This is a genomic window from Streptomyces pilosus (genome assembly GCF_014649835.1).
Lineage (GTDB): Bacteria > Actinomycetota > Actinomycetes > Streptomycetales > Streptomycetaceae > Streptomyces > Streptomyces pilosus.
Window position 1 is genome coordinate 258,685 of the sequence record NZ_BMTU01000001.1, and the last position, 22,281, is coordinate 280,965.

Consider the following 22,281-nt stretch of genomic DNA (forward strand, 5'->3'; position numbering starts at 1 on the left):
CTGTCCGGGGCCGACGGAGGGTGACCGTCGGCCGACAAGGAGTGCACAGCGCAGCATGCCCCGCGGGAGCCGTCCTGTCACTCCCCGGCGGAGGAGGTGGTGACCGGTTTCGCCGAGGGCGTGGCGTCGGCGGTGTCGTCGGCGATGCGCTCGTGGTGCCGGATCACCTCCGCGATGATGAAGTTGAGGAACTTCTCGGCGAAGGCCGGGTCGAGTCTGGCGTCCTCGGCGAGGGCGCGCAGCCGGGCGATCTGACGGGCCTCGCGGCCGGGGTCGGCGGGCGGCAGCCGGTGCTCGGCCTTGAGGCGGCCCACCTGCTGGGTGCACTTGAAGCGCTCGGCGAGCATGTGGACGACGGCGGCGTCGATGTTGTCGATGCTGTCGCGCAGCCGGGTCAGTTCCTCGCGGACGGCGGGGTCGGCGTCGCCCCTGGCGGTGTCGCTGGTGGTCATGGGGCGTCAGCCTACGGGGCGGGCGCCGGCGGTGTCGGCGGTGTCCGGCGCGGCCGTCCGGGCGGACCGTACAGTGGAAGCGGGTTCTGGGCTCGCGGGGGTGCGAGGTGGCGAACGGCGGACCGGTGGAGCACGGCTACCCGCACCTGGAAACGGTGCGGGAGGCCGTCACGGCGCTGTACAGACGGCTGACGTACGACACGGTCCGGACGTTCCCGGTGAGTGTGGCGCCCGCCGACGTGGCGTTCTGCGACACGGACGACCTGCACCTGGGGGCGCAGCGGGTGGCCCGCGAGATGGTGGCTCACTACCGGCTGCCGGACGCGCGGCTGATCGTCGGCTTCCGTGAGATGACGCACGCGGCGAACGTGGAGCTGACGGCGGGACCGGAGTACTTCGTCGAGCTGAACGACCGGTTCCGCACGCACCGCCGGGACATCGGAGCCGCGCTGGCGCACGAGGTGGCCCATGTGTACCTGCACCGGCTGGGACTGTCGTTCCCGGGGACGCGGGACAACGAGATCCTGACGGACACGACGGCGACGTACCTGGGCGCGGGATGGCTGCTGCTGGACGCGTTCCGGGAGGACGGGGCCTCGTCGCAGAAGCTGGGGTATCTCACGCCGGAGGAGTTCGGGTACGTGCTGGCGAAGCGGTCGCTGGCGTTCGGGGAGGACCCGTCGGTGTGGTTCACCAGCGCGCAGGCGTACACGGCGTACGGCAAGGGGATGGCGCTGGCGCGGCGGGACGGGGAGCAGCCGCCGCTGCGTTCCGCGGGGTGGGCGGGGCGCAGGCGGTACGCGCGGGACCGGCGGTACGCCCAGGACCACCGTCCCGCCGCGGGCGGGGCGACGGCGCCGTACCGCTTCACGGCGGACGGCCACGGGCCGTTGCGGGTGTCCTTCCCCTGTCCCACCTGCCACCAGCGGATCAGGGTCCCGGTGCGGGGACGCGTGCGGGCGCGGTGCGCACTGTGCCGGACGGTGCTGGAGTGCGACACCTAGGGGTGCCGGCCGGTACTCCCACCCCGACGATCACTCCGCCCACCGGCGTTCGCTATTTTGTTCGCCGCCGTCATCACCGGCTCTTTCCCCCTTCCGTCCCTCCCGAGGAGCCGGCCCGTGGATTCCGAGTCCACCGTCACCACCTGCTACCGCCATCCGAAGGTGGAGTGCCACGTCCGCTGCACCCGTTGCGAGCGGTACATCTGCCCGGACTGCATGCGGGAGGCGGCCGTGGGCCACCAGTGCCCCGAGTGCGTGAAGGAGGGCGCCCGGTCGATGCGGCAGGCCCGCACCCTGGTGGGCGGCCGGGTCTCGGCGGTGCCGGTGGTGACGTACGTACTGATCGCCGTCAACCTGCTCGCGTACCTGGCGGAGGTGCTGCGGCCGGAGGTCGTGGACCGCTTCGCGATGGTGGGCGCGGGACTGCTCGGGCCGGACGGCGAGCACTACCTGTGGATGGACCCCCACCCCGCCGGCTTCACCCCGGAGGGGGTCGCGGCCGGTGAGTGGTACCGGCTGCTGACCGGCGCGTTCCTCCATCTGCCGCCCACCGGGGGCACGTTCGGCATCCTCCACATCGTGATGAACATGGTGGCGCTGTGGAACCTGGGCCGGCTCGTCGAGCCGATGCTCGGCCGGGTCCACTACCTCGCCCTGTACCTGCTGTCCGCGCTGGGCGGTTCGGTGCTGGTGCTGCTGCTCGCGCCCGGGGACGCCGTGGTCGGTGCCTCCGGCGCGGTCTTCGGCGTGGGGGCGGCGTACTACGTGATGGCGCGGCGCGTGGGCGCCGACATGGGCCCGGTCAACCGCTTCCTGGCCGGGCTGCTGGTGTGGCTGGTGATCTCCGCGGTGTTCACGTCCTGGGAGGGGCACCTGGGCGGTCTGCTGGCCGGCGGCGCGGTGGCGCTGGTCTTCGCCCACGTGCCCCGGGGCAGGCACCGGGTGCTGGTCCAGGCGGCGGCCTGCGCCGCGCTGCTGGTGCTGCTGGCCGTACTGGCCCTGGCGAAGGCGGCGGCGCTGGGGAGCGGGACGTTCTGACCCGCCCCTTCCGTACGCTTGGGTCATGAAACGCGCCCTGCTCACGGTCCTGTCCGTCGTCACGCTCGCGGCGACGGCCTGCTCGTCCGCACCGTCCGGCGGCGGGAAGGAGGCGGCGGGTCTGACCAGTCCGGCCAAGAAGGAACTCGCGCAGCAGATCGTCGCCACCGCCGAGAACGGCACGCTCGACTGGCGCAGCGCCTACGGCTACATCGAGGACATAGGCGACGGCCAGGGCTACACCGCGGGCATCATCGGTTTCTGCACCGGTACGCACGACCTGCTGACCCTGGTCGAGGAGTACACCGGGGAGCATCCGGGCAACGGACTGGCCCGCTACCTGCCGGCGCTGCGCGCGGTGGACGGCACGGACTCGCACGAGGGGCTGGACCCGGGGTTCACGGCGGCGTGGAAGGCGGAGGCGGAGCGGCCGGAGTTCCGTGCCGCGCAGGACGCCAAGCGGGACGCGGAGTACTTCGGCCCGGCGGTGCGGCAGGCCGAGCGGGACGGGCTGTCGGCGCTGGGCCAGTTCATCTACTACGACGCGATGGTCTACCACGGCCCCGGGGACGGCGCCACGAGCTTCGGCGGCATCCGCGCGGCCGCGGCGAAGCGGGCGGACACCCCGGCCGGGGGCGGTGACGAGGAGAAGTACCTCGCCGCGTTCCTCGACGTCCGCCGCAAGGCCATGAACGCGCTGCACCCCGCCCACGACACCAGCCGCGTCACCGTCCAGCGCCGCTTCCTCGACGAGGGGAACCTGGACCTGGAGACCCCGCTGGAGTGGGAGATGTACGGGACGCCCTACAAGGTGGCGTGAGCCCGGGAGATGCGGCGGCGCCTGCCCGGTTGTCCGGTCGGGGACGGGAGGGCAGGCGCCACCAGTGTTCCGTACGCCTTTGTACGTAACGTTCTTGACGTGCCGTCAGACCATCAGCGCGCGGTCCGTCGGACGGATCGGGGCCGGCAGCTCGCTCGCCCCCGTGAGGAAGCGGTCGCAGCCGCGGGCGGCCGAGCGGCCCTCGGCGATCGCCCACACGATGAGCGACTGGCCGCGGCCGGCGTCACCGGCGACGAACACGCCGGGCACGTTGGTCTGGAAGTCGGCGTCGCGGGCGATGTTACCCCGCTCGTCGAGGTCCAGGCCGAACTGCTCGACCATGCCGTTGTCCCGGTCGGTGCCGGTGAAGCCCATGGCGAGGGTGACCAGCTGGGCGGGGATCTTCCGCTCGCTGCCCGGCTTCGGCGTCGGCCGGCCGTCGACGAACTCGACCTCGGTCAGGTGCAGCCACTGGACGTTGCCGTCCTCGTCGCCCTCGAAGTGGGTGGTGGAGACGGAGTAGACCCGCTCACCGCCCTCCTCGTGGGCCGACGTGACCTTGTAGAGCATGGGGAAGGTCGGCCAGGGCTGGGAGACCGGGTTCCGCTCCTCGCCCGGGCGGGGCATGATCTCCAGCTGGGTGACGGAGGCCGCGCCCTGGCGGTGGGCGGTGCCCACGCAGTCGGCGCCGGTGTCACCGCCGCCGATGACGACGACGTGCTTGCCCTCGGCGGAGATCGGCGGGGCGACGTAGTCGCCCTCCTGCACCTTGTTGGCCAGCGGCAGGTACTCCATGGCCTGGTGGATGCCCTTGAGCTCACGGCCGGGCACCGGCAGGTCGCGCGCGGTCGTCGCGCCCACGGCGAGGACCACGGCGTCGTACCGCTTGCGCAGCGCGGTGGCCGGCATGTCGCGGCCGATCTCGACGCCGGTGCGGAACTTGGTGCCCTCCGCGCGCATCTGCTCGATGCGGCGGTTGATGTGCCGCTTCTCCATCTTGAACTCGGGGATGCCGTAGCGCAGCAGGCCGCCGATGCGGTCGGCGCGCTCGTACACGGCGACCGTGTGGCCGGCCCGGGTCAGCTGCTGGGCGGCGGCCAGGCCCGCGGGGCCCGAGCCGACGACCGCGACGGTCTTGCCGGACAGGCGCTCGGGGATCTGCGGGGCGACGTCACCGGTCTCCCACGCCTTGTCGATGATCGAGACCTCGACGTTCTTGATGGTGACCGGCGGCTGGTTGATGCCCAGCACGCACGCCGACTCGCACGGAGCGGGGCACAGCCGGCCGGTGAACTCCGGGAAGTTGTTGGTGGCGTGCAGCCGCTCGGAGGCGGCGCCCCAGTCCTCGCGGTAGGCGTAGTCGTTCCACTCGGGGATGAGGTTCCCGAGCGGGCAGCCGTTGTGACAGAACGGGATGCCGCAGTCCATGCAGCGGCTGGCCTGCTTGCTGATGATGGGCAGCAGGGAGCCGGGGACGTAGACCTCGTTCCAGTCCTTGGTGCGCTCCTCGACCGGACGGGTCCTGGCGACCTCGCGGCCGTGGTTCAGAAAGCCCTTCGGATCAGCCATGGGTCGCCGCCTCCATCATCTTCTCGGTGATCTCGGTCTCGGAGAGACCGGCTCGCTCGGCGGCGTCCTTGGCGGCGAGCACTGACTTGTACGTGGTGGGGATGATCTTGCTGAAGCGCCGCACGGCGGTGTCCCACTCGGCGAGCAGCTTCTCGGCGACGGTGGAGCCCGTCTCCTCCCGGTGCCGGCGGACCACGTCGTGCAGCCACTGCCCGTCGGCCTCGTCCAGCGGCTGGACGGCCTCCAGGTTGCCCGCGTTGACGTTGTCCCGGTCCAGGTCGATGACGTACGCGATGCCGCCGGACATGCCGGCCGCGAAGTTGCGCCCGGTCTCGCCGAGGACGACCGCGTGGCCGCCGGTCATGTACTCGCAGCCGTGGTCGCCCACGCCCTCGGAGACGACCAGCGCGCCGGAGTTGCGGACGCAGAACCGCTCGCCGGTGCGGCCGCGCAGGAACAGCTCGCCGCCGGTCGCGCCGTAGGCGATCGTGTTGCCCGCGATGGTGGAGTACTCGGCGAGGTGGTCGGCCGCGCGGTCCGGGCGGACCACGATCCGGCCGCCGGACAGGCCCTTGCCGACGTAGTCGTTGGCGTCGCCCTCCAGGCGCAGCGTGACGCCGCGCGGGAGGAAGGCGCCGAAGGACTGGCCGGCGGAGCCGGTGAAGGTGATGTCGATGGTGTCGTCGGGCAGGCCCGCCCCGCCGAACTTCTTGGTCACCTCGTGGCCGAGCATGGTGCCGACCGTGCGGTTGATGTTCCGGATGGCGATCCGGGCGCGCACCGGCTGGGCGTCCTCGGCGCCGGAGGCGGACAACGCGTCGGCGGCGAGCTTGATCAGCTCGTTGTCGAGGGCCTTCTCCAGACCGTGGTCCTGGGTGACGGCCTGGTGGCGGACGGCGCCCTCGGGCAGGTCGGGCACGTGGAACAGCGGTTCCAGCTCCAGGCCCTGCGCCTTCCAGTGGTTCACCGCGCGGGTCACGTCGAGGACCTCGGCGTGGCCGACGGCCTCCTCGATGGAGCGGAAGCCCAGCTCGGCCAGGAGCTCGCGGACCTCTTCGGCGATGAAGCGGAAGAAGTTCACGACGTACTCGGCCTTGCCGGAGAAGCGGTCGCGCAGCACCGGGTTCTGAGTGGCGATGCCGACCGGGCAGGTGTCCAGGTGGCAGACGCGCATCATGACGCAGCCGGAGACGACCAGCGGGGCGGTGGCGAAGCCGAACTCCTCGGCGCCCAGCAGGGCGGCGATGACCACGTCACGGCCGGTCTTGAGCTGGCCGTCGGTCTGCACGACGATCCGGTCGCGCAGTCCGTTGAGCAGCAGGGTCTGCTGGGTCTCGGCGAGACCGAGCTCCCAGGGGCCGCCCGCGTGCTTCAGCGAGGTGAGCGGGGAGGCGCCGGTGCCGCCGTCGTGGCCGGAGATCAGCACGACGTCCGCGTGGGCCTTGGAGACACCCGCGGCGACGGTGCCGACGCCGACCTCGGAGACCAGCTTGACGTGAATGCGCGCCCGTGGGTTGGCGTTCTTCAGGTCGTGGATCAGCTGGGCGAGGTCCTCGATGGAGTAGATGTCGTGGTGCGGCGGCGGGGAGATGAGCCCCACGCCGGGGGTGCTGTGGCGGGTCTTGGCGACCCAGGGGTAGACCTTGTGGCCGGGCAGCTGGCCGCCCTCGCCGGGCTTGGCGCCCTGGGCCATCTTGATCTGGATGTCGTCGGCGTTGACCAGGTACTCGGAGGTCACGCCGAAGCGGCCGGAGGCGACCTGCTTGATGGCGGAGCGGCGGGCCGGGTCGTACAGGCGCTCGGGGTCCTCGCCGCCCTCACCGGTGTTCGACTTGCCGCCCAGCTGGTTCATCGCGATGGCGAGCGTCTCGTGCGCCTCCTGGGAGATGGAGCCGTACGACATGGCGCCGGTGGAGAACCGCTTGACGATCTCGGAGACCGGCTCGACCTCGTCGACCGGGATCGGGCCCCGGCCGGACTTGAAGCCGAAGAGCCCGCGGAGCGTCATCAGCCGCTCGGACTGCTCGTTCACGCGCTCGGTGTACTTCTTGAAGATCTCGTAGCGGCCGGAGCGGGTGGAGTGCTGCAGACGGAAGACCGTCTCCGGATCGAACAGGTGCGGTTCGCCCTCGCGGCGCCACTGGTACTCGCCGCCGATCTCCAGCGCGCGGTGCGCGGGAGCGATGCCGGAGGCCGGGTAGGCCTTGGCGTGGCGGGCGGCGACCTCCTTGGCGATCACGTCGATGCCGACGCCGCCGATCTTGGTGGCGGTGCCGTTGAAGTACTTCTCCACGAAGTCCTCGGCGAGGCCGACCGCCTCGAAGACCTGGGCGCCCCGGTAGGAGGCGACCGTGGAGATGCCCATCTTGGACATGACCTTGAGGACGCCCTTGCCGAGCGCGTGGATCAGGTTGCGGATGGCCTTCTCGGGCTCCGTGCCGGGCAGGAAGGTGCCCGCGCGGACCAGGTCCTCGACGGACTCCATCGCCAGGTACGGGTTGACGGCGGCGGCGCCGTACCCGATGAGCAGGGCCACGTGGTGGACCTCGCGGACGTCCCCGGCCTCGACCAGCAGGCCCACGTGGGTGCGCTGCTTGGTGCGGATGAGGTGGTGGTGGACGGCCGCGGTGAGCAGCAGCGACGGGATCGGCGCGTGCTCGGCGTCGGAGTGCCGGTCCGACAGGACGATGAGGCGGGCGCCGTTCTCGATGGCGGCGTCGGCCTCGGCGCAGATCGCCTCGATGCGTGTCGCGAGGGCGTCACCGCCGCCGGAGACCCGGTACAGGCCGGAGAGGGTCGCGGCCTTGAAGCCGGGCATGTCGCCGTCGGCGTTGATGTGGATGAGCTTGGCCAGCTCGTCGTTGTCGATCACCGGGAAGGGCAGCGTGACGCTGCGGCACGCGGCGGCGGTCGGGTCGAGCAGGTTGCCCTGCGGGCCCAGCGAGGAGAGCAGGGAGGTGACCAGCTCCTCACGGATGGCGTCCAGCGGCGGGTTGGTGACCTGCGCGAACAGCTGGGTGAAGTAGTCGAAGAGCAGCCGCGGGCGCTCGCTGAGGGCGGCGATCGGCGAGTCGGTGCCCATCGAGCCGATCGGCTCGGCACCGGCCTTGGCCATCGGCGCGATGAGGACGCGCAGCTCCTCCTCGGTGTAGCCGAAGGTCTGCTGGCGGCGGGTGACCGAGGCGTGGGTGTGCACGATGTGCTCGCGCTCGGGCAGGTCGGACAGCTCGATCTCGCCGGCCTCGAGCCACTCCGCGTACGGGTGCTCGGCGGCCAGGGCGGACTTGATCTCGTCGTCCTCGATGATGCGGTGCTCGGCGGTGTCGACGAGGAACATGCGGCCGGGCTGGAGGCGGCCCTTGCGGACGACCTTCGCCGGGTCGATGTCGAGCACGCCGACCTCGGAGCCGAGGACGACGAGACCGTCGTCGGTGACCCAGTAGCGGCCGGGGCGCAGGCCGTTGCGGTCGAGCACGGCGCCGACCTGGGTGCCGTCGGTGAAGGTGACGCAGGCGGGGCCGTCCCAGGGCTCCATCATCGTGGAGTGGTACTGGTAGAAGGCGCGCCGGGCCGGGTCCATGGAGTCGTGGTTCTCCCACGCCTCCGGGATCATCATCAGCACCGAGTGCGGCAGGGACCTGCCGCCCAGGTGCAGGAGCTCCAGCACCTCGTCGAACGAGGCGGAGTCGGAGGCGTCGGGCGTACAGACGGGGAAGATCCGCTCCAGGCCCCCGCCGTCCCCGCCGCCCGCGTCGCCGGCGGAGCCGAAGAGGTCGGAGGCGAGCTGGGACTCGCGGGCGCGCATCCAGTTGCGGTTGCCCTTGACGGTGTTGATCTCACCGTTGTGCGCGACGAACCGGTAGGGGTGCGCGAGCGGCCACGACGGGAAGGTGTTCGTGGAGAACCGGGAGTGCACCAGGGCGATCGCGGAGCCGAAGCGCCGGTCGGACAGGTCCGGGAAGAAGGGCTCGAGCTGGCCGGTGGTCAGCATGCCCTTGTAGACGATCGTCCGGGCCGACAGCGACGGGAAGTAGACGCCCGCCTCGCGCTCGGCCCGCTTGCGCAGCACGAACGCCTTGCGGTCGAGCTCGATGCCGCGGCTGTCGCCGGCGCTGACGAAGATCTGCCGGAAGACCGGCATGGTGGAGCGGGCCGTGGCGCCGAGCAGCTGGGGCGCGACCGGCACCTCGCGCCAGCCGAGGACGGTGAGGCCCTCGGCGGCGGCGATCGCGTCGATCCGGGCGACGGCCTCGTCGGTACCGGCCTCCGGCAGGAAGGCGATACCGACGGCGTAACCGCCGGCCTCCGGCAGTTCGAATCCGGCCACCTCGCGGAAGAAGGCGTCCGGCACCTGGGAGAGGATCCCCGCGCCGTCGCCGGAGTCCGGCTCGGAGCCGGTGGCGCCGCGGTGCTCGAGGTTGCGCAGAACGGTGAGTGCCTGCTCCACCAGGGTGTGGGACGCCTCGCCGGTGAGGGTGGCGACGAAACCGACGCCGCAGGCGTCGTGCTCGTCGCGGGGGTCGTACATGCCCTGCGCGGCAGGGCGAGCATCCATGAACGACCAGTTCGGGCGGTCGTTCGGAGAATGCTGGGACGGCTGGCGCGGCGTACGCATCGGCTCTCCCGTCGTCGTCATGTGGCATGTGCAGTGCCGAGGGACGACGTTGGCCCTCTGCGTGGGAAGCAAAAGCTGGTGCAGGTTACATGATGGAGCGACTCTCGGAAACCGGGATTTTACGTTCCACCATGTGGACACCGGTCGAGGCGCGGCGGGGGTTCCGCGCCCGGCGGTGAAAGCCGTGAGGACCGGGCAGGACAGATCGGTGTCCGTCGGTCGGTGGCGGGAAAGGGCTCCTTCGCCCGCCCCGCGGAGCACGTTGTCGGCCTCATTGCCCACAGCGCTTACGGCTCATGCCCAGTGGTCATGCCACCGAAACCAGCTAGTTACGGCTACTTATGCAGCTCTCCGCATAAGCGTGAGGGGGGTCATCCTACGGCCGTTCCGAACAGCGCGCCCAGGGCGTACGTCACACCGGCCGCCGCGCCACCGAGCGCCAGCTGCCGCAGACCGCTGTACCACCAGCTGCGCGCCGTCACCTTGGCCACCACCGCACCGCACAGGAAGAGGCCGAGCAGCGCCACCAGCACGGCCGGCCACAGGCTGCTCGCGCCGAGCAGGTACGGCAGGACCGGCAGCAGGGCACCCAGGGCGAAGGAGCCGAAGCTGGAGACGGCGGCCACGGTGGGCGAGGGGAGGTCGCCGGGGTCGATGCCGAGCTCCTCGCGGGCGTGGATCTCCAGGGCCTGCTCGGGGTCCTTCGACAGCTGGCGGGCGACCTCGCGGGCCAGTCCGGGCTCGACGCCGCGGGCCTGGTAGAGGGCGGCGAGTTCGGCTTCCTCGTCCTTCGGGTGCTTGCGCAGCTCACGCCGCTCGACGTCCAGTTCGGCCTCGACCAGCTCGCGCTGGGAGGCGACGGAGGTGTACTCGCCTGCCGCCATGGAGAAGGCGCCGGCGGCCAGTCCGGCGAGGCCGGTGAGGACGACGGTCTGCTGGCTGACGGAGCCGCCGGCGACACCGGTCATCAGGGCGAGGTTGGAGACCAGTCCGTCCATCGCGCCGAACACCGCGGGTCGCAGCCAGCCCCCGTTCACGTCCCGGTGGGTGTGGTTGTCGCGGTGCGCCTCGTGCAGCGTCGCCTCGGTCTCGATGATGGCCATGCCGGTGCCCCCAGAGCATCTTCTTTGGACAAGTTCTATTCTTTGATAATTACCAATCTACGCCTCCGTATTCCCGCCCGCCAGCAAGGAAAGGCTGCGCTAACCTGCGGTTTTGTGTCTCCGGCGGGTCCCCGCGGAGGGACGTCCGGCCGGTCCTCGGGGAGGGACGCCCGGATGCCGACCGGGTGACACCGCGGCGTCCGAGGCTGCGCCGGACACCGCACCGGGGACAGTTCCGCAAAGGGCTCGGCGCCCTTCTCGGGGCGCGCCTGAGAGGAGAGCCGCGTATGGCATCGACCGCCCGCATCCCCTCGCTCCCGGCGTCCGCGGCCACCCCGGGGCGCCGCGAACGGGCGCGCGGCGCCCTGCTCGGCCTGGCCGTAGGAGACGCGCTGGGCGCCCCGGCCGAGAACATGAAGCCCTCCGAGATCCGTGCGAAGTGGGGCCGCATCACGGGGTACGTGAGCGAGCGCCCGGCGGGCACGGACGACACCGAGTACGCGATCTTCTCCGGCCTGCTGCTGGCCCGGCACGGCTCCGCCCTCACCCCGGCGCACGTCGAGGCGGCCTGGCACGAGTGGATCGCGGACCGCGCCGAGGGCCCCTTCCGCGGGGCGGGCTTCAGCGAACGCGGCACGCTGGAGAACCTGCGCCGGGGGCTGGCGGCGCCCATCTCCGCCCAGCACCGGCACGCCTGGAGCGACGGGCTGGCGATGCGGGCGGCACCGCACGGGGTGTTCGCGGCGGGCCGCCCCGACGAGGCGGCCCGGCTGGCGGCGGTCGACGGCTCGGTCAGCCACGACGGCGAGGGCATCTACGGCGGCCAGGCGGTCGCGGCGGGTGTCGCGGCGGCGATGGCGGGGGCGCCGGTGGTCGCGGTGGTCGCCTCGGCGCTGGCGGTGGTGCCGGAGGACTCCTGGACCGCCCGCTCCCTGCGCCGCGCCGTGACCGCGGCCCACCTCGGCGAACGCGCGGTCCGCGCGGCGGTGGTGATCGGCGGTTACCCGTGGACCGACCTGGCCCCCGAGGCGGTCGCCCTCGCCTTCGGCGCGTACGCGGCGGCCGACGGGGACTTCGCACAGGCGGTGCTGACGGCCGTCAACATGGGCCGCGACGCCGACACGACGGCGGCGGTGGCGGGGGCGCTGGCCGGCGCGACCCAGGGCGTCGACGCCGTCCCGGCCCGCTGGGCGGCCGCCATCGCCCCGGCCCGGGGGACCTGCCTGCCCGCCATGGCGGGCCACCACGTCCTGACGATCGCGGACCTCCTGACCCCGGAGACCCCCTCATGACCACACAGACCACCACCCCCGCGACCCCACCCGCACCCGCACCCGCCGCACCCGGCGACGAGAACGCACCCCCACGCACGCAACCCCCCACACCCGTCGACGGTGATCAGGCCCCACAGGGGCCACCCGCACCCGGCCTCGGAACCCGCACGGGTGGTGCGGGTGGGAACACCCTGGCCGAAGGCGCAGCCGAGGCCGGACTTCCCACACACTCGCAGCAGGCCTACGCCGAACCCCGCCCGCAGCCGCCGCAGGCAGCCCGCATCGAGGGTCTCCTCCTCGGCCTCGCCGCGGGCGACGCGGCCGGCTGGCCCGCCGCCCGCCACCGCGCGGCCCGCATGCCGGAGTGGACCAGGCGCCTCACCCGTGAACTCGACACCTTCGCCGAACAGAACGCGACGACCACCCTCCCCGTCCCCATCGCCCTCAACCAGCCCTCCGAGCCCCTCCGTCTCGGCCCGTCCGACGACGCCGAATGGGCGGCCTTCGCGGCGGAGGCCGTCCTGCGCGCCGGGGACGACTCCGCCTTCGGGGACCTCAGCCGCGCACGCCGTACCCGCGCCGCCATCGACCTGACCTGGAACACCGTCGCCGCCGAGATCGCCGCCGCGGCGAACCGCGCCCCCGAGACGGAGTCCGCCGTCCTCCCGCTGCGCGCGCGCATCTCCGTCCGGGCCGGCCTCGGCAACCTCGCCACCGGCCTGCGCCCGCCCGCCACCGGCCACGACAACCCCCACTTCTTCGACGACGCGGCCTGCGTACGCGCGTGCGTCCTGGCCGTCGCCCACCCCGGCGACCCCCGCGCCGCCGCCGACCTCGCCGAGTTCGACGCCCGCTACACCCAGGACGGCGACGGCGTGCACGGCGCCCGCGCCATGGCCGCCGCCGTCGCCCTCGCCCTGAGCGGCGCCTCTCCGGACGCCTGCGCGGCCGCGGCCTGCGCCGAACTGCCCGAGGACACGGAGATCGGCCGCAACGCCCGGCACGCCCTGAAGCTCGCGGCGGACGCCGACAGCGCCTTCGCCCTCGTACCGCCGCTGGAGCACCAGATCGTCGACCACGTCTACAGCTACGGCATCGCCGCGGCCGAGACCGTCCCGGTCGCCCTCGCCCTGGCCACCGCCGCCCGCGGCGGGATCGCGGAGGCGGTCCCGGCCGCCGCCTGTCTGTCCCGGGTCGCGGACTCCGCCCCGGCGCTCGTCGGCGCCCTCACCGGCGCGCTCGGCGGGGGCACGGCGATCCCGGCGTCGTGGCGGGACAGCTGCCGCATCCTCTCCGGCTGCGCACTGCCCCGGCTCACCGGAACGGACCTCGTGGAACTCGCCGGACTCCTCGAAGCCGCGTATCCCGCCCCGCCGGAGGGATGATTCCGGCATGACGAGCGAATCAGCGCACATCACCCGTCCCGGGGGCCTCCCCCTGGACGAGCGCATCACCGGCGCCCTGGTCGGGGCGGCCGTCGGCGACGCCCTCGGCGGACCGGTCGAGGGCTACTCCCCCGAGCAGATCACCGAGCGCCACGGCGGGCGCGTCCACGGAGTGGTGGGCCCCTGGAACGGCGACGCGTGGCGCACCGCCCGCCCCGTCGCGCCGTACCACAAGGGCGACGGCCACGTCACCGACGACACCCTGATGACCCACGCACTGGTCCGGGTGTACGCGACGGTCCGCGACCACCTGGACGCCTACGCCGTCGCCGACCACCTGGTCCCGGACCTGATGACGAACCCGCGCTGGATCCCGGAGCTGGAGGCGGAGACGATCCCCCTGCACCGGATCTTCCTGGCCGAGAAGTGGCTCGTGGCCCGCCTCCACTACGGTCACGCCGACCCGCGCGAGGCGGGCACCGGGAACATCGTCAACTGCGGGGCCGCGATGTACATGGCCCCGGTCGGACTGGTCAACGCGGCCCACCCGGCCGCCGCGTACGCCGAGGCGCTGGACGTCGCGGGTGCCCACCAGTCGTCGTACGGCAGGGAGGCGGCCGGTGTCCTCGCGGCGGCCGTGGCGGCGGCGTGCGCCCCCGGCGCGACGGCGGACTCGGTGGTCGCCGCGTGTCTGGCCCTGGCGAAGGACGGCACGCGGGAGGCGATCGAGAAGGTCTGCGACGTGGCCGCGCGGTACTCGGACTTCGAGTCGGCGCTCGGTCCGCTGCGGGAGGCGGTCTCCCCGTACGACACCGTGGGCCCCGACTACCGCTCGCCCTCCCTGGGCGCCCGCCGGCCGTCCCGGCTGCACGCCGTCGAGGAACTCCCGGTGGCGCTGGGCATGGTGGTGGTGGCGGGGGGCGACTTCCGGCACGCGGTGCTGGGCGCGGTGAACTACGGCCGCGACTGCGACTCCATCGCCACGATGGCCGGCGCGGTGACCGGTGCCCTCGGCTCGCCCGTCCCCGAGGAGTGGGCCAAGACGGTCGCGGAGGCCAGCCGCCTCGACCTGTGGGAACCGGCGGTCACCCTGACCGGCGTGGCCCGCGAGGTCTTCGCGCGCGACGTGGACCGCCGCCGCGCCCACGAGCGGGCCTTCGCGGAACTGGGAGGCCCGGGGTGCTCCGACTGACCTGGGTCCAGCCGGAGGACCTGATCGGCCACGAACTGCGCCAGGCCCGGCAGGACGGCCGTGAACCCTCGGCCGTCGCCGCCCGCTGGCACGCGGCGGCCGGCCCCGAAGCGCCCCTGACCGCGGGCGCCTCCCCCACCCCGTGCTCCCCCTACCTCCGCCTCCTGGCCGGCGACCTCCTGGACGAACTGGCGGACCTGCCCAGCACGCTGGCGGAGCACGAGCCGACCGACCTGGCCGGCATCGTCTCCCGGTGCCCCGACTGGCCGGCCACGACGGGCGATCGCGCCCCCGCCTCCGTGACCGTCTCCCGCCTGGAAGCCGCCTGGCTCGGCAGAGCCGTCGGCTGTCTGCTGGGCAAGCCGGTGGAGAAGCTCCCCCTGCCCGCCATCCGCTCCCTCGCCCGCGCCGCCGGCAACTGGCCCCTCAGCACCTACTTCACCGCTCGCGGGGTCCCCGCGGACCTGCTCGCCCGCCACCCCTGGAACCGCCGCTCCGCGACCTGCTCGCTCGCCGAGAACATCGACGGCATGCCCGAGGACGACGACCTCAACTACCCCCTGCTCGCGCTGCTCGTCCTTCAGCGCCACGGCCGCGGCTTCACCACCTCCGACGTGGCCCGCGTCTGGCTGGACGAGCTCCCCGCCGGCCGGACCTTCACCGCCGAACGCGTCGCCTACCGCAACCTCCTCAGCGGTCTGGAACCGCCGCTGACCGCCCGTCACCACAACCCCTTCCGCGAGTGGATCGGCGCCCTCATCCGGGCGGACGTGCACGGCTGGACCAATCCCGGCGACCCGGCCGCCGCCGCCGAGCGGGCCCACCGCGACGCGACGCTCACCCACACCGCCAACGGCGTCTACGCCGCGATGTTCACGGCGGCCGTCATCGCCACCGCCGCCACCGGGGAACACGACGTCCACGCGTGTCTGCGCGTCGGCCTCACCGTCGTCCCGTCCCGTTCCCGTCTCGCCCGCGCCGTCCGGCACGCCGTCGGCCTGGCCCACGAGCACGCGGACGCCGGCTTCGACACCGTCGTCGACGCCCTGCACGCCACTCACGCCGCCACCTACCACTGGGTGCACGCCGTCCCCAACACCGCCCTGACCGCCGCCGCCCTCACCCACGCCGGCGGCGACTTCACCGGCTCCGTCTGCCGTGCGGTGTCGGGCGGCTGGGACACCGACTCCAACGGCGCGACCGCCGGCAGCGTCGCCGGTCTCCTCGCCGGCACACCCGACGCGCTCCCCGAACGCTGGACGGCCCCGCTGAAGAACCGCCTGGCCACCTCCGTCGGCGACTTCGACGGCTCCGGCTTCGACACCCTGGCCCGACTGACCCTTCTGGAGGCCTCCCGCCCATGACGCCCACCGACCCCCCACTGACCGGCCTGCGCGTCCTGGACCTCGCCACCCTCTTCGCCGGCCCCCTCGCCGCGACCCTGCTCGGCGACTTCGGCGCGGACGTCGTCAAGGTCGAGCATCCGGGGAAACCCGACCCCTCACGCGGCCACGGACCGTCGAAGGACGGCATCGGCCTGTGGTGGAAGATGCTCGGCCGCAACAAGCGCACCATCACCCTCGACCTGTCCAAGCCGGGCGGCCGGGCCACCCTGCTGCGCCTGGCGGGGACCGCCGACGTCGTGATCGAGAACTTCCGCCCCGGCACCCTGGAGAAGTGGGACCTGGGCTGGCCCGAGCTGTCCGCCGTCAACCCGCGCCTGGTGCTGGCCCGGGTCACCGGCTTCGGCCAGTTCGGCCCGTACGCGCACCGCCCGGGCTTCGGCACCCTCGCCGAGGCGATGAGCGGCTTCGCCGCCATCACCGGCGAACCGGACGCGCCGCCGACCCTGCCCCCGTTCGGCCTGGCCGACTCCATCGCGGGCCTGACCACGGCGTACGCGGTGATGACCGCGCTCGCCGCCCGCGACCGGACGGGCGAGGGGCAGGTCGTCGACATGGCGCTGATCGAGCCGATCCTCACCGCGCTCGGCCCCCAGCCGACCTGGTACGACCAGCTCGGCCACGTCCAGCCGCGCACCGGAAACCGCTCCCAGAACAACGCCCCGCGCGGCACCTACCTCACCGCCGACGGCACCTGGGTCGCCGTCTCCACCTCGGCCCAGTCGATCGCCGAGCGGGTGATGGTGCTGGTCGGCCGCCCGGACCTGATCGACGAACCGTGGTTCGCCAGCGGGGAGGACCGGGCCCGGCACGCGGACGTCCTCGACGAGGCGGTCGGCGGCTGGATCGCCCGGCACACCCGCACCGACGTGCTGGCCGCCTTCGAGAAGGCGGAGGCGGCCGTCGCCCCCGTGCAGGACGTACGGGACGTCATGACCGACCCCCAGTACCAGGCGCTGGACACCATCACCACGGTCGACGATCCCGAGCTGGGCCCGCTGCGCATGCAGAACGTCCTCTTCCGGCTCTCCGCCACCCCCGGGGCGATCCGCTGGGCGGGCCGCCCGCACGGGGCCGACACCGAGGCGGTCCTCACCGAGCTGGGCCTCACCCCGGCCGACCTCGCGGAGCTGCGCGCGGAGGGCGCCCTGTGACGGGCTTCCCGCTGACCTGGCTGTACGCGCCCGGCGACCGTCCCTCCGTGGTGGCGAAGGCGCTCACCTCGGGGGCCGACGTGGTGGTGATCGACCTCGAGGACGCGGTCGCCCCCGACCGCAAGGCCTACGCCCGGTCGGCCACCGCCGAGCTGCTGCGCGATCCCCAGCCGGTCCCGGTGCACGTCCGCGTCAACGCCCCGTCCGGTCCCTGGGGCCGCGCCGACCTCGCGGCCGTCTCCCCCGCCCCCGGTCTGGGCGGCCTGCGGCTGCCCAAGGTGTCGTCCCCGTCCGACGTCGTACGGGTGGCTCGCCGGGTGGTCTCCGCGCGCGGTGGCGTGCCGCCGCTGTACGCCCTGCTGGAGACGGCCCTGGGCATCGAGCGCGCCCACGCGGTGGCCACCGCCCACCCGTCCCTGCGGGGCATCGCCCTCGGGGAGGCGGACCTGCGGGCCGATCTGGGCGTGCGCGAGGACACCGGCCTCGACTGGTCCCGCTCCCGGGTGGTCGTCGCCGCGCGGGCGGCGGGCCTGCCCCCGCCCTCCCAGTCCGTCCACCCGGACATCCGCGACCTGGACGGCCTCCTGGCCTCCTGCCACCGGGGCCGCGCCCTGGGCTTCCTGGGCCGCGCCGCCATCCACCCCCGTCAGCTCCCGGTCATCAGGCGGGCCTACCTGCCCACGGCGGAGGAGATCGACCGGGCCGAGACCGTGCTCAAGGCGGCGGCCATGACCGGGGGCGCCCAGGCCCTCCCGGACGGCACCTTCATCGACGCGGCCGTGGTCGCCGCAGCCCACCGCACCCTGACCCTCGCCCACCCTCCCTGACCTCCCACCCCGGCCCAGCAAGAACCGAGGGCGCCCGGAGAAACCCCGGGCGCCCTCGGCGCAGTACGAACCAGCGGTCAGCTCTTCTTCAGCGACCCGGCCGCCCCGTCCTTCGACTCCTCGGAGTCCCCCGAGTCATCGGAGCCCTCGGAGCCCTTCGCGGACTCGGAGTCCTTCGCGGACTCGGAGTCGGAGTCGGACTTGGACTCGGTTTCGGTCTCGGAGTCGGACTCGGACTTGGACTCGGTCTCGGAGTCGGACGTGACCGCCCCCGGCTCGACGACGTCCTCCCGCCCCGGCCGCTTCCGCGCCGACAGCACGATGTACAGCACCGCCAGCAGGAACATCAGGACCGACGTCCAGTTGTTCAGCCGCAGCCCCAGAATCTCGTGCGCCTCGTCGACCCGCATGTACTCGATCCAGAACCGCCCCGCGCAGTATGCGGCGACGTACAGCGCGAACGCCCGCCCGTGCCCGAGCTTGAAGCGCCGGTCGGCCCAGATCACGAGCACGGCCACACCGATGCACCACAGCGACTCGTACAGGAACGTCGGGTGGTACGTACCCGGCACCCGGCCGTCGGAGGAGGAGGTGATCTCCACCGCCCACGGCAGGTCCGTGGCCCGCCCGTACAGCTCCTGGTTGAACCAGTTGCCCCAGCGCCCGATCGCCTGCGCGAAGGCGATGCCCGGCGCCACGGCGTCGGCGTAGGCGGGGAGCGGGATGCCCCGGCGGCGGCAGCCGATCCAGGCGCCCAGCGCACCGAAGGCGATCGCGCCCCAGATGCCGAGGCCGCCCTCCCAGATCTTGAAGGCGTCCACCCAGTCACGGCCCTCGCTGAAGTACAGCTGGTAGTCCGTGATCACGTGGTAGAGCCGGCCGCCGATCAGGCCGAAGGGCACGGCCCAGACAGCGATGTCGGCCACCGTGCCGGCCCGCCCGCCCCGGGCGACCCAGCGCTTGTTGCCGAGCCAGACGGCAACGAAGACGCCGATGATGATGCAGAACGCGTAGCCGCGCAGCGGGACGGGGCCGAGGTACAGCACCCCGCTCGACGGGCTGGGAATGTAGGCAAGTTCCATGGCAAGGTCGACGCTACCGTGCCGGACCGGCCACGCGGCGGGCGGCCCGGCAACGGCTCCATAACAGGGACCCGCTCCTTCCCCTGGGGACCGGCCCTAGCCCTTGTTGGCCTCCTCCACCATCTGCTTCAGCCTCTGAGGGGTCAGCGAGCTGTCCTGGTAGATGTTCTTCCCGTCGAGGAGCACGGTCGGCGTGCCGCTGAAGCCGCCTTTCTGGAACGCCTCGTTGGACTTGGCGACCCAGCTGTTGTGCGTGCCGTCCTCGACGCAGGTGCGGAAGGCGGGGGTGTCGAGGCCGTCGACCTTGCCGGCCAGCTCGATCAGCTCGTCCTTGTCGGCGAAGGTGTCGTCGCGCTCCGGCGGCTGGTTGCGGAACAGCACGTCGTGGTACGCGGTGAACTTCCCGGCGTCCTGGGCGCAGGCCGCCGCGTTGGCCGAGTCGCGGGAGCCGGTGCCGCCCAGGGCGCCGTCGATCAGCGTGACCAGGTGGTACTCCACCTTCAGCTGCCCGGCGTCGGTCAGTTCGTGGATGGTGGGGCTGTAGACCTGCTCGAAGGACTTGCAGGCCGGGCAGCGGAAGTCCTCCCACACCGTGAGCGTCGCCTTGGCCTCCTGGTCGCCGACCGGGATGACGGTGCCGTCCTTGCCGAGGGCACCCGAGGGCGCCACGACCGGGCCCGCCGACTCGCTCTCGCCGTCGTCTCCTCCGGAGTTGGCCGCGACGACACCGATCACCGCCGCGAGCCCCAGGACACAGACCACACTCGCGCCCACGATCAGGCCGCGACGCCGCTTCTCCGCCGACTTCTGCTTCTCGCGCTCGACCGCCAGCCGCTCCCGGGCGGTGCGCTTTCCCTCTCGGTTCTTCTCGCTCACACCCCGCAGAACGAACCGGGGAGGCGCTCAGCGCCTCCCCGGTCCCAGGTCCACCCGTACGAGGTATCCGTATGACTACCTGTCCGGGCCGCGCCCGGTCATGCCCCGCCGCGTACGCCCTGGGCGAGCTCGCCGGCGAGCGCGTGGACGGCCGCGACGCCGGCGGCGTCGTCGGGGGCGTCCAGCATCCGCTTGACGAAGGCCGAGCCGACGATCACCCCGTCGGCGAAGCGGGCGACCTCGGCCGCCTGCGCGGGGTTGCAGACGCCCAGGCCCACGCAGACCGGGAGGTCGGTGGTGGCGCGGGTACGCCGCACCAGGTCCTCGGCCTGCGCGCCGACCGACTCGCGGGTCCCGGTGACGCCCATCAGGGAGGCGGCGTAGACGAAGCCGCTGCCGGCCGCGGTGATCTCGGCGAGCCGCTCGTCCCTGCTGCTGGGCGCCACCACGAAGACCGTGGCGAGCCCGTGCTTCTCCGCGTGCTCCCGCCACAGCCCCGACTCCTGCACGGGCAGGTCCGGCAGGATGCAGCCGGCGCCGCCCGCCTCGGCGAGCTCGGCGGTGAACCGCTCCACGCCGTAGCGGTCGACGGGGTTCCAGTAGGTCATGACGAGGATCGGCTTGCCGGTGGCCGCGTGCGCCTCGCGGACCGTGCGCAGCACGTCCGCGATCCGCACGCCGCCGCGCAGCGCGATGTCGTCGGCGGTCTGGATGACCGGGCCGTCCAGGACGGGGTCGCTGTGCGGCAGACCCACCTCGACGACGTCGGCGCCGCCCTCCAGGGCCGCCTTGACCGCCTCGATGCCGCCGTCCACGGTCGGGAACCCGGCCGGGAGGTAGGCGATGAGGGCGGAGCGGCCCTCGGCCTTCGCCGCGGCGAGGGTGTCGTCCAGCAGTCGCACGTTCCCGCTCACTTGGCGTCCCCCTCGATCTCGGTGGTGCCGGCCTCGTCGGCGGCGACCTCGGCGTCGGTGTCGTACAGCCCGAAGTAGCGGGCGGCGGTGTCCATGTCCTTGTCGCCGCGGCCGGACAGGTTGACGACGATCAGCCCGTCCTCGCCCAGCTCCCTGCCGACCTCCAGGGCTCCGGCGAGGGCGTGGGCGGACTCGATGGCCGGGATGATGCCCTCGGTGCGCGACAGCAGGCGCAGCGCCTGCATGGCGGCGTCGTCGGTCACCGCGCGGTACTCGCCGCGGCCGCTGTCCTTCAGGTACGAGTGCTCGGGTCCGATGCCCGGGTAGTCGAGGCCGGCCGAGATGGAGTACGGCTCGGTGATCTGGCCCTCGTCGTCCTGGAGGACGTAGGAGCGGGAGCCGTGCAGGATGCCGGGCTCGCCGGCGCTGAGGGTGGCCGCGTGCTCGCCGGTCCCGATGCCGTGCCCGGCCGGCTCACAGCCGATGAGGCGGACGTCCGTGTCGGGGATGAAGGCGTGGAACAGGCCGATCGCGTTGGAGCCGCCGCCCACGCAGGCGATGGCCGCGTCGGGCAGCCGTCCGGCGCGCTCCAGGAGCTGGCGGCGTGCCTCCACGCCGATGACGCGGTGGAAGTCGCGGACCATGGCCGGGAAGGGGTGCGGTCCCGCGACGGTGCCGAACAGGTAGTGGGTGCGGTCGACGTTGGCGACCCAGTCGCGGAACGCCTCGTTGATGGCGTCCTTCAGGGTGCGGCTGCCGGACTTCACGGCGATGACCTCGGCGCCGAGCATGCGCATCCGGGCCACGTTGAGGGCCTGGCGCTGCGTGTCGATCTCGCCCATGTAGATCGTGCAGTCGAGGCCGAAGAGGGCGCAGGCGGTGGCGGTGGCCACGCCGTGCTGGCCGGCGCCGGTCTCGGCGATGACGCGGGTCTTGCCCATCCGCCGGGTGAGCAGGGCCTGGCCGAGCACGTTGTTGATCTTGTGCGAGCCGGTGTGGTTCAGGTCCTCGCGCTTCAGGAAGATCCGGGCGCCGCCCGCCTCCGCGGCGAAGCGGGGGACCTCGGTGAGCGCGCTGGGCCGGCCGGTGTAGTGGGCCAGCAGGTCGTCGAGTTCCCGGGCGAACTCGGGGTCGGACTTGGCCTTGTCGTACTCGACGGCGACCTCGTCGACCGCCGCGACGAGGGCCTCGGGGATGAACTTGCCGCCGAAGGCGCCGAAGTAGCCCTCGGCGCTCGGCACCCGGCCCTCCGGGTCGGGGATGAAGAAGGTGCTGGGCATGCGTGAACCTCACGGTGAGTGTGTGTGGTGGGCACTGTTCGCCGTGGGGGCGGGGTTGCCGGTCGGCCTCAGGCCGTGCCCGGCCGGTCGCGCTCATGCGACGGAGTCGTATGTTCCGGTGCAGCCCCGCGCCCCTGTGGGGCGCGCTGCCATCGCCGTCCGTTCACCTGTCCCGGTTCGTCGCCGATGACGTAGCGGACCCTGCGGCCGTGCACCCTGCGGGCGGGGGCACGGCAGCCGCGGGGGCGGCAGCCACGGGCGAGGCGGGAGAGCGTCATCGGGGTCAGCCTATC

General features: G+C 73.0%; 17 protein-coding genes and 1 pseudogene. 9 read left to right on the forward strand and 9 right to left on the reverse strand.

Annotated features, from left to right (window positions below; all coding sequences use genetic code 11):
* Positions 1 to 77: 77 nt before the first annotated feature.
* Complete coding sequence (locus IE118_RS01205) at positions 78 to 452, reverse strand: chorismate mutase (RefSeq protein WP_189555311.1); 375 nt, start codon at positions 450 to 452, stop codon at positions 78 to 80.
* Positions 453 to 559: 107 nt separating this feature from the next.
* On the opposite strand from IE118_RS01205, the gene IE118_RS01210 reads away from it, so the two are divergent.
* From IE118_RS01210 to IE118_RS01220, 3 genes are all read left to right on the forward strand, one after another.
* Positions 560 to 1,456, forward strand: a complete 897-nt coding sequence (locus tag IE118_RS01210; protein WP_189555312.1) for a hypothetical protein — start codon at positions 560 to 562, stop codon at positions 1,454 to 1,456.
* Between the two features lie 117 nt (positions 1,457 to 1,573).
* The gene (locus IE118_RS01215) at positions 1,574 to 2,494 is read left to right on the forward strand and encodes a rhomboid family intramembrane serine protease (protein ID WP_189555313.1); all 921 of its coding nucleotides are present in this window, start codon (positions 1,574 to 1,576) and stop codon (positions 2,492 to 2,494) included.
* Between the two features lie 25 nt (positions 2,495 to 2,519).
* Positions 2,520 to 3,314: a chitosanase gene (locus tag IE118_RS01220; protein ID WP_189555314.1), complete on the forward strand. Its 795-nt coding sequence runs from the start codon at positions 2,520 to 2,522 to the stop codon at positions 3,312 to 3,314.
* 105 nt (positions 3,315 to 3,419) lie between these two features.
* Here the strand turns inward: IE118_RS01220 and IE118_RS01225 are convergent, their stop codons facing one another.
* The 3 genes from IE118_RS01225 to IE118_RS01235 form a co-directional block, all read right to left on the reverse strand.
* Positions 3,420 to 4,883 carry a glutamate synthase subunit beta gene (locus IE118_RS01225; RefSeq protein WP_189555315.1) on the reverse strand — a complete coding sequence of 488 codons (1,464 nt, stop codon included), beginning with the start codon at positions 4,881 to 4,883 and terminating at the stop codon, positions 3,420 to 3,422.
* Positions 4,876 to 9,498: a glutamate synthase large subunit gene (gltB, locus tag IE118_RS01230; RefSeq protein ID WP_189556041.1), complete on the reverse strand. Its 4,623-nt coding sequence runs from the start codon at positions 9,496 to 9,498 to the stop codon at positions 4,876 to 4,878. The genes IE118_RS01225 and gltB overlap by 8 nt, the downstream gene beginning before the upstream one ends.
* Before the next feature lie 371 nt (positions 9,499 to 9,869).
* Complete coding sequence (locus IE118_RS01235; RefSeq protein WP_189555316.1) at positions 9,870 to 10,601, reverse strand: VIT1/CCC1 transporter family protein; 732 nt, start codon at positions 10,599 to 10,601, stop codon at positions 9,870 to 9,872.
* Between the two features lie 287 nt (positions 10,602 to 10,888).
* Here IE118_RS01235 and IE118_RS01240 point away from each other — a divergent pair, with 287 nt between their 5' ends.
* From IE118_RS01240 to IE118_RS01265, 6 genes are read left to right on the forward strand one after another with little or no spacing between them, the layout of a single operon-like run.
* Positions 10,889 to 11,893 (forward strand): ADP-ribosylglycohydrolase family protein, encoded by a 1,005-nt coding sequence (locus tag IE118_RS01240; protein WP_189555317.1) that lies wholly within the window; start codon positions 10,889 to 10,891, stop codon positions 11,891 to 11,893.
* Positions 11,890 to 13,260, forward strand: coding sequence for an ADP-ribosylglycohydrolase family protein (locus IE118_RS01245; protein ID WP_229846635.1), 1,371 nt, complete (start codon positions 11,890 to 11,892; stop codon positions 13,258 to 13,260). Before IE118_RS01240 ends, IE118_RS01245 begins: the two co-directional genes overlap by 4 nt.
* 7 nt (positions 13,261 to 13,267) lie before the next feature.
* Positions 13,268 to 14,452: an ADP-ribosylglycohydrolase family protein gene (locus IE118_RS01250; protein WP_189555318.1), complete on the forward strand. Its 1,185-nt coding sequence runs from the start codon at positions 13,268 to 13,270 to the stop codon at positions 14,450 to 14,452.
* Entirely contained in the window at positions 14,440 to 15,816 is a 1,377-nt protein-coding gene (locus IE118_RS01255; protein ID WP_189555319.1) for an ADP-ribosylglycohydrolase family protein, read from the forward strand. The genes IE118_RS01250 and IE118_RS01255 overlap by 13 nt, the downstream gene beginning before the upstream one ends.
* Entirely contained in the window at positions 15,813 to 17,009 is a 1,197-nt protein-coding gene (locus tag IE118_RS01260; RefSeq protein WP_189555320.1) for a CaiB/BaiF CoA transferase family protein, read from the forward strand. The genes IE118_RS01255 and IE118_RS01260 overlap by 4 nt, the downstream gene beginning before the upstream one ends.
* The gene (locus IE118_RS01265; protein ID WP_189555321.1) at positions 17,006 to 17,836 is read left to right on the forward strand and encodes an HpcH/HpaI aldolase/citrate lyase family protein; all 831 of its coding nucleotides are present in this window, start codon (positions 17,006 to 17,008) and stop codon (positions 17,834 to 17,836) included. The genes IE118_RS01260 and IE118_RS01265 overlap by 4 nt, the downstream gene beginning before the upstream one ends.
* 259 nt (positions 17,837 to 18,095) lie before the next feature.
* Here IE118_RS01265 and lgt read toward each other — a convergent pair.
* The 5 genes and pseudogenes from lgt to trpM form a co-directional block, all read right to left on the reverse strand.
* A pseudogene (lgt, locus tag IE118_RS01270) lies at positions 18,096 to 18,918 on the reverse strand (prolipoprotein diacylglyceryl transferase); the annotation flags it as partial.
* 96 nt (positions 18,919 to 19,014) lie between these two features.
* Complete coding sequence (locus tag IE118_RS01275) at positions 19,015 to 19,794, reverse strand: DsbA family protein (protein WP_189555323.1); 780 nt, start codon at positions 19,792 to 19,794, stop codon at positions 19,015 to 19,017.
* A gap of 98 nt (positions 19,795 to 19,892) precedes the next feature.
* Entirely contained in the window at positions 19,893 to 20,708 is an 816-nt protein-coding gene (gene trpA / locus IE118_RS01280; protein ID WP_189555324.1) for a tryptophan synthase subunit alpha, read from the reverse strand.
* Positions 20,705 to 21,988, reverse strand: a complete 1,284-nt coding sequence (trpB, locus tag IE118_RS01285; RefSeq protein ID WP_189555325.1) for a tryptophan synthase subunit beta — start codon at positions 21,986 to 21,988, stop codon at positions 20,705 to 20,707. The genes trpA and trpB overlap by 4 nt, the downstream gene beginning before the upstream one ends.
* 68 nt (positions 21,989 to 22,056) lie before the next feature.
* Positions 22,057 to 22,266 (reverse strand): tryptophan biosynthesis modulator TrpM, encoded by a 210-nt coding sequence (gene trpM, locus IE118_RS34675; RefSeq protein WP_373298271.1) that lies wholly within the window; start codon positions 22,264 to 22,266, stop codon positions 22,057 to 22,059.
* Positions 22,267 to 22,281: the final 15 nt, after the last annotated feature.

Coding starts and splice junctions, on each gene's coding strand:
- gltB (WP_189556041.1), bottom strand. CDS start 9,498: ATGCGTACGCCGCGCCAGCCGTCCCAGCATTCTCCGAACGACCGCCCG.
- IE118_RS01235 (WP_189555316.1), bottom strand. CDS start 10,601: ATGGCCATCATCGAGACCGAGGCGACGCTGCACGAGGCGCACCGCGAC.
- IE118_RS01260 (WP_189555320.1), top strand. CDS start 15,813: ATGACGCCCACCGACCCCCCACTGACCGGCCTGCGCGTCCTGGACCTC.
- IE118_RS01240 (WP_189555317.1), top strand. CDS start 10,889: ATGGCATCGACCGCCCGCATCCCCTCGCTCCCGGCGTCCGCGGCCACC.
- IE118_RS01250 (WP_189555318.1), top strand. CDS start 13,268: ATGACGAGCGAATCAGCGCACATCACCCGTCCCGGGGGCCTCCCCCTG.
- IE118_RS01225 (WP_189555315.1), bottom strand. CDS start 4,883: ATGGCTGATCCGAAGGGCTTTCTGAACCACGGCCGCGAGGTCGCCAGG.
- IE118_RS01220 (WP_189555314.1), top strand. CDS start 2,520: ATGAAACGCGCCCTGCTCACGGTCCTGTCCGTCGTCACGCTCGCGGCG.
- IE118_RS01205 (WP_189555311.1), bottom strand. CDS start 452: ATGACCACCAGCGACACCGCCAGGGGCGACGCCGACCCCGCCGTCCGC.
- IE118_RS01245 (WP_229846635.1), top strand. CDS start 11,890: ATGACCACACAGACCACCACCCCCGCGACCCCACCCGCACCCGCACCC.
- trpM (WP_373298271.1), bottom strand. CDS start 22,266: ATGACGCTCTCCCGCCTCGCCCGTGGCTGCCGCCCCCGCGGCTGCCGT.
- trpB (WP_189555325.1), bottom strand. CDS start 21,988: ATGCCCAGCACCTTCTTCATCCCCGACCCGGAGGGCCGGGTGCCGAGC.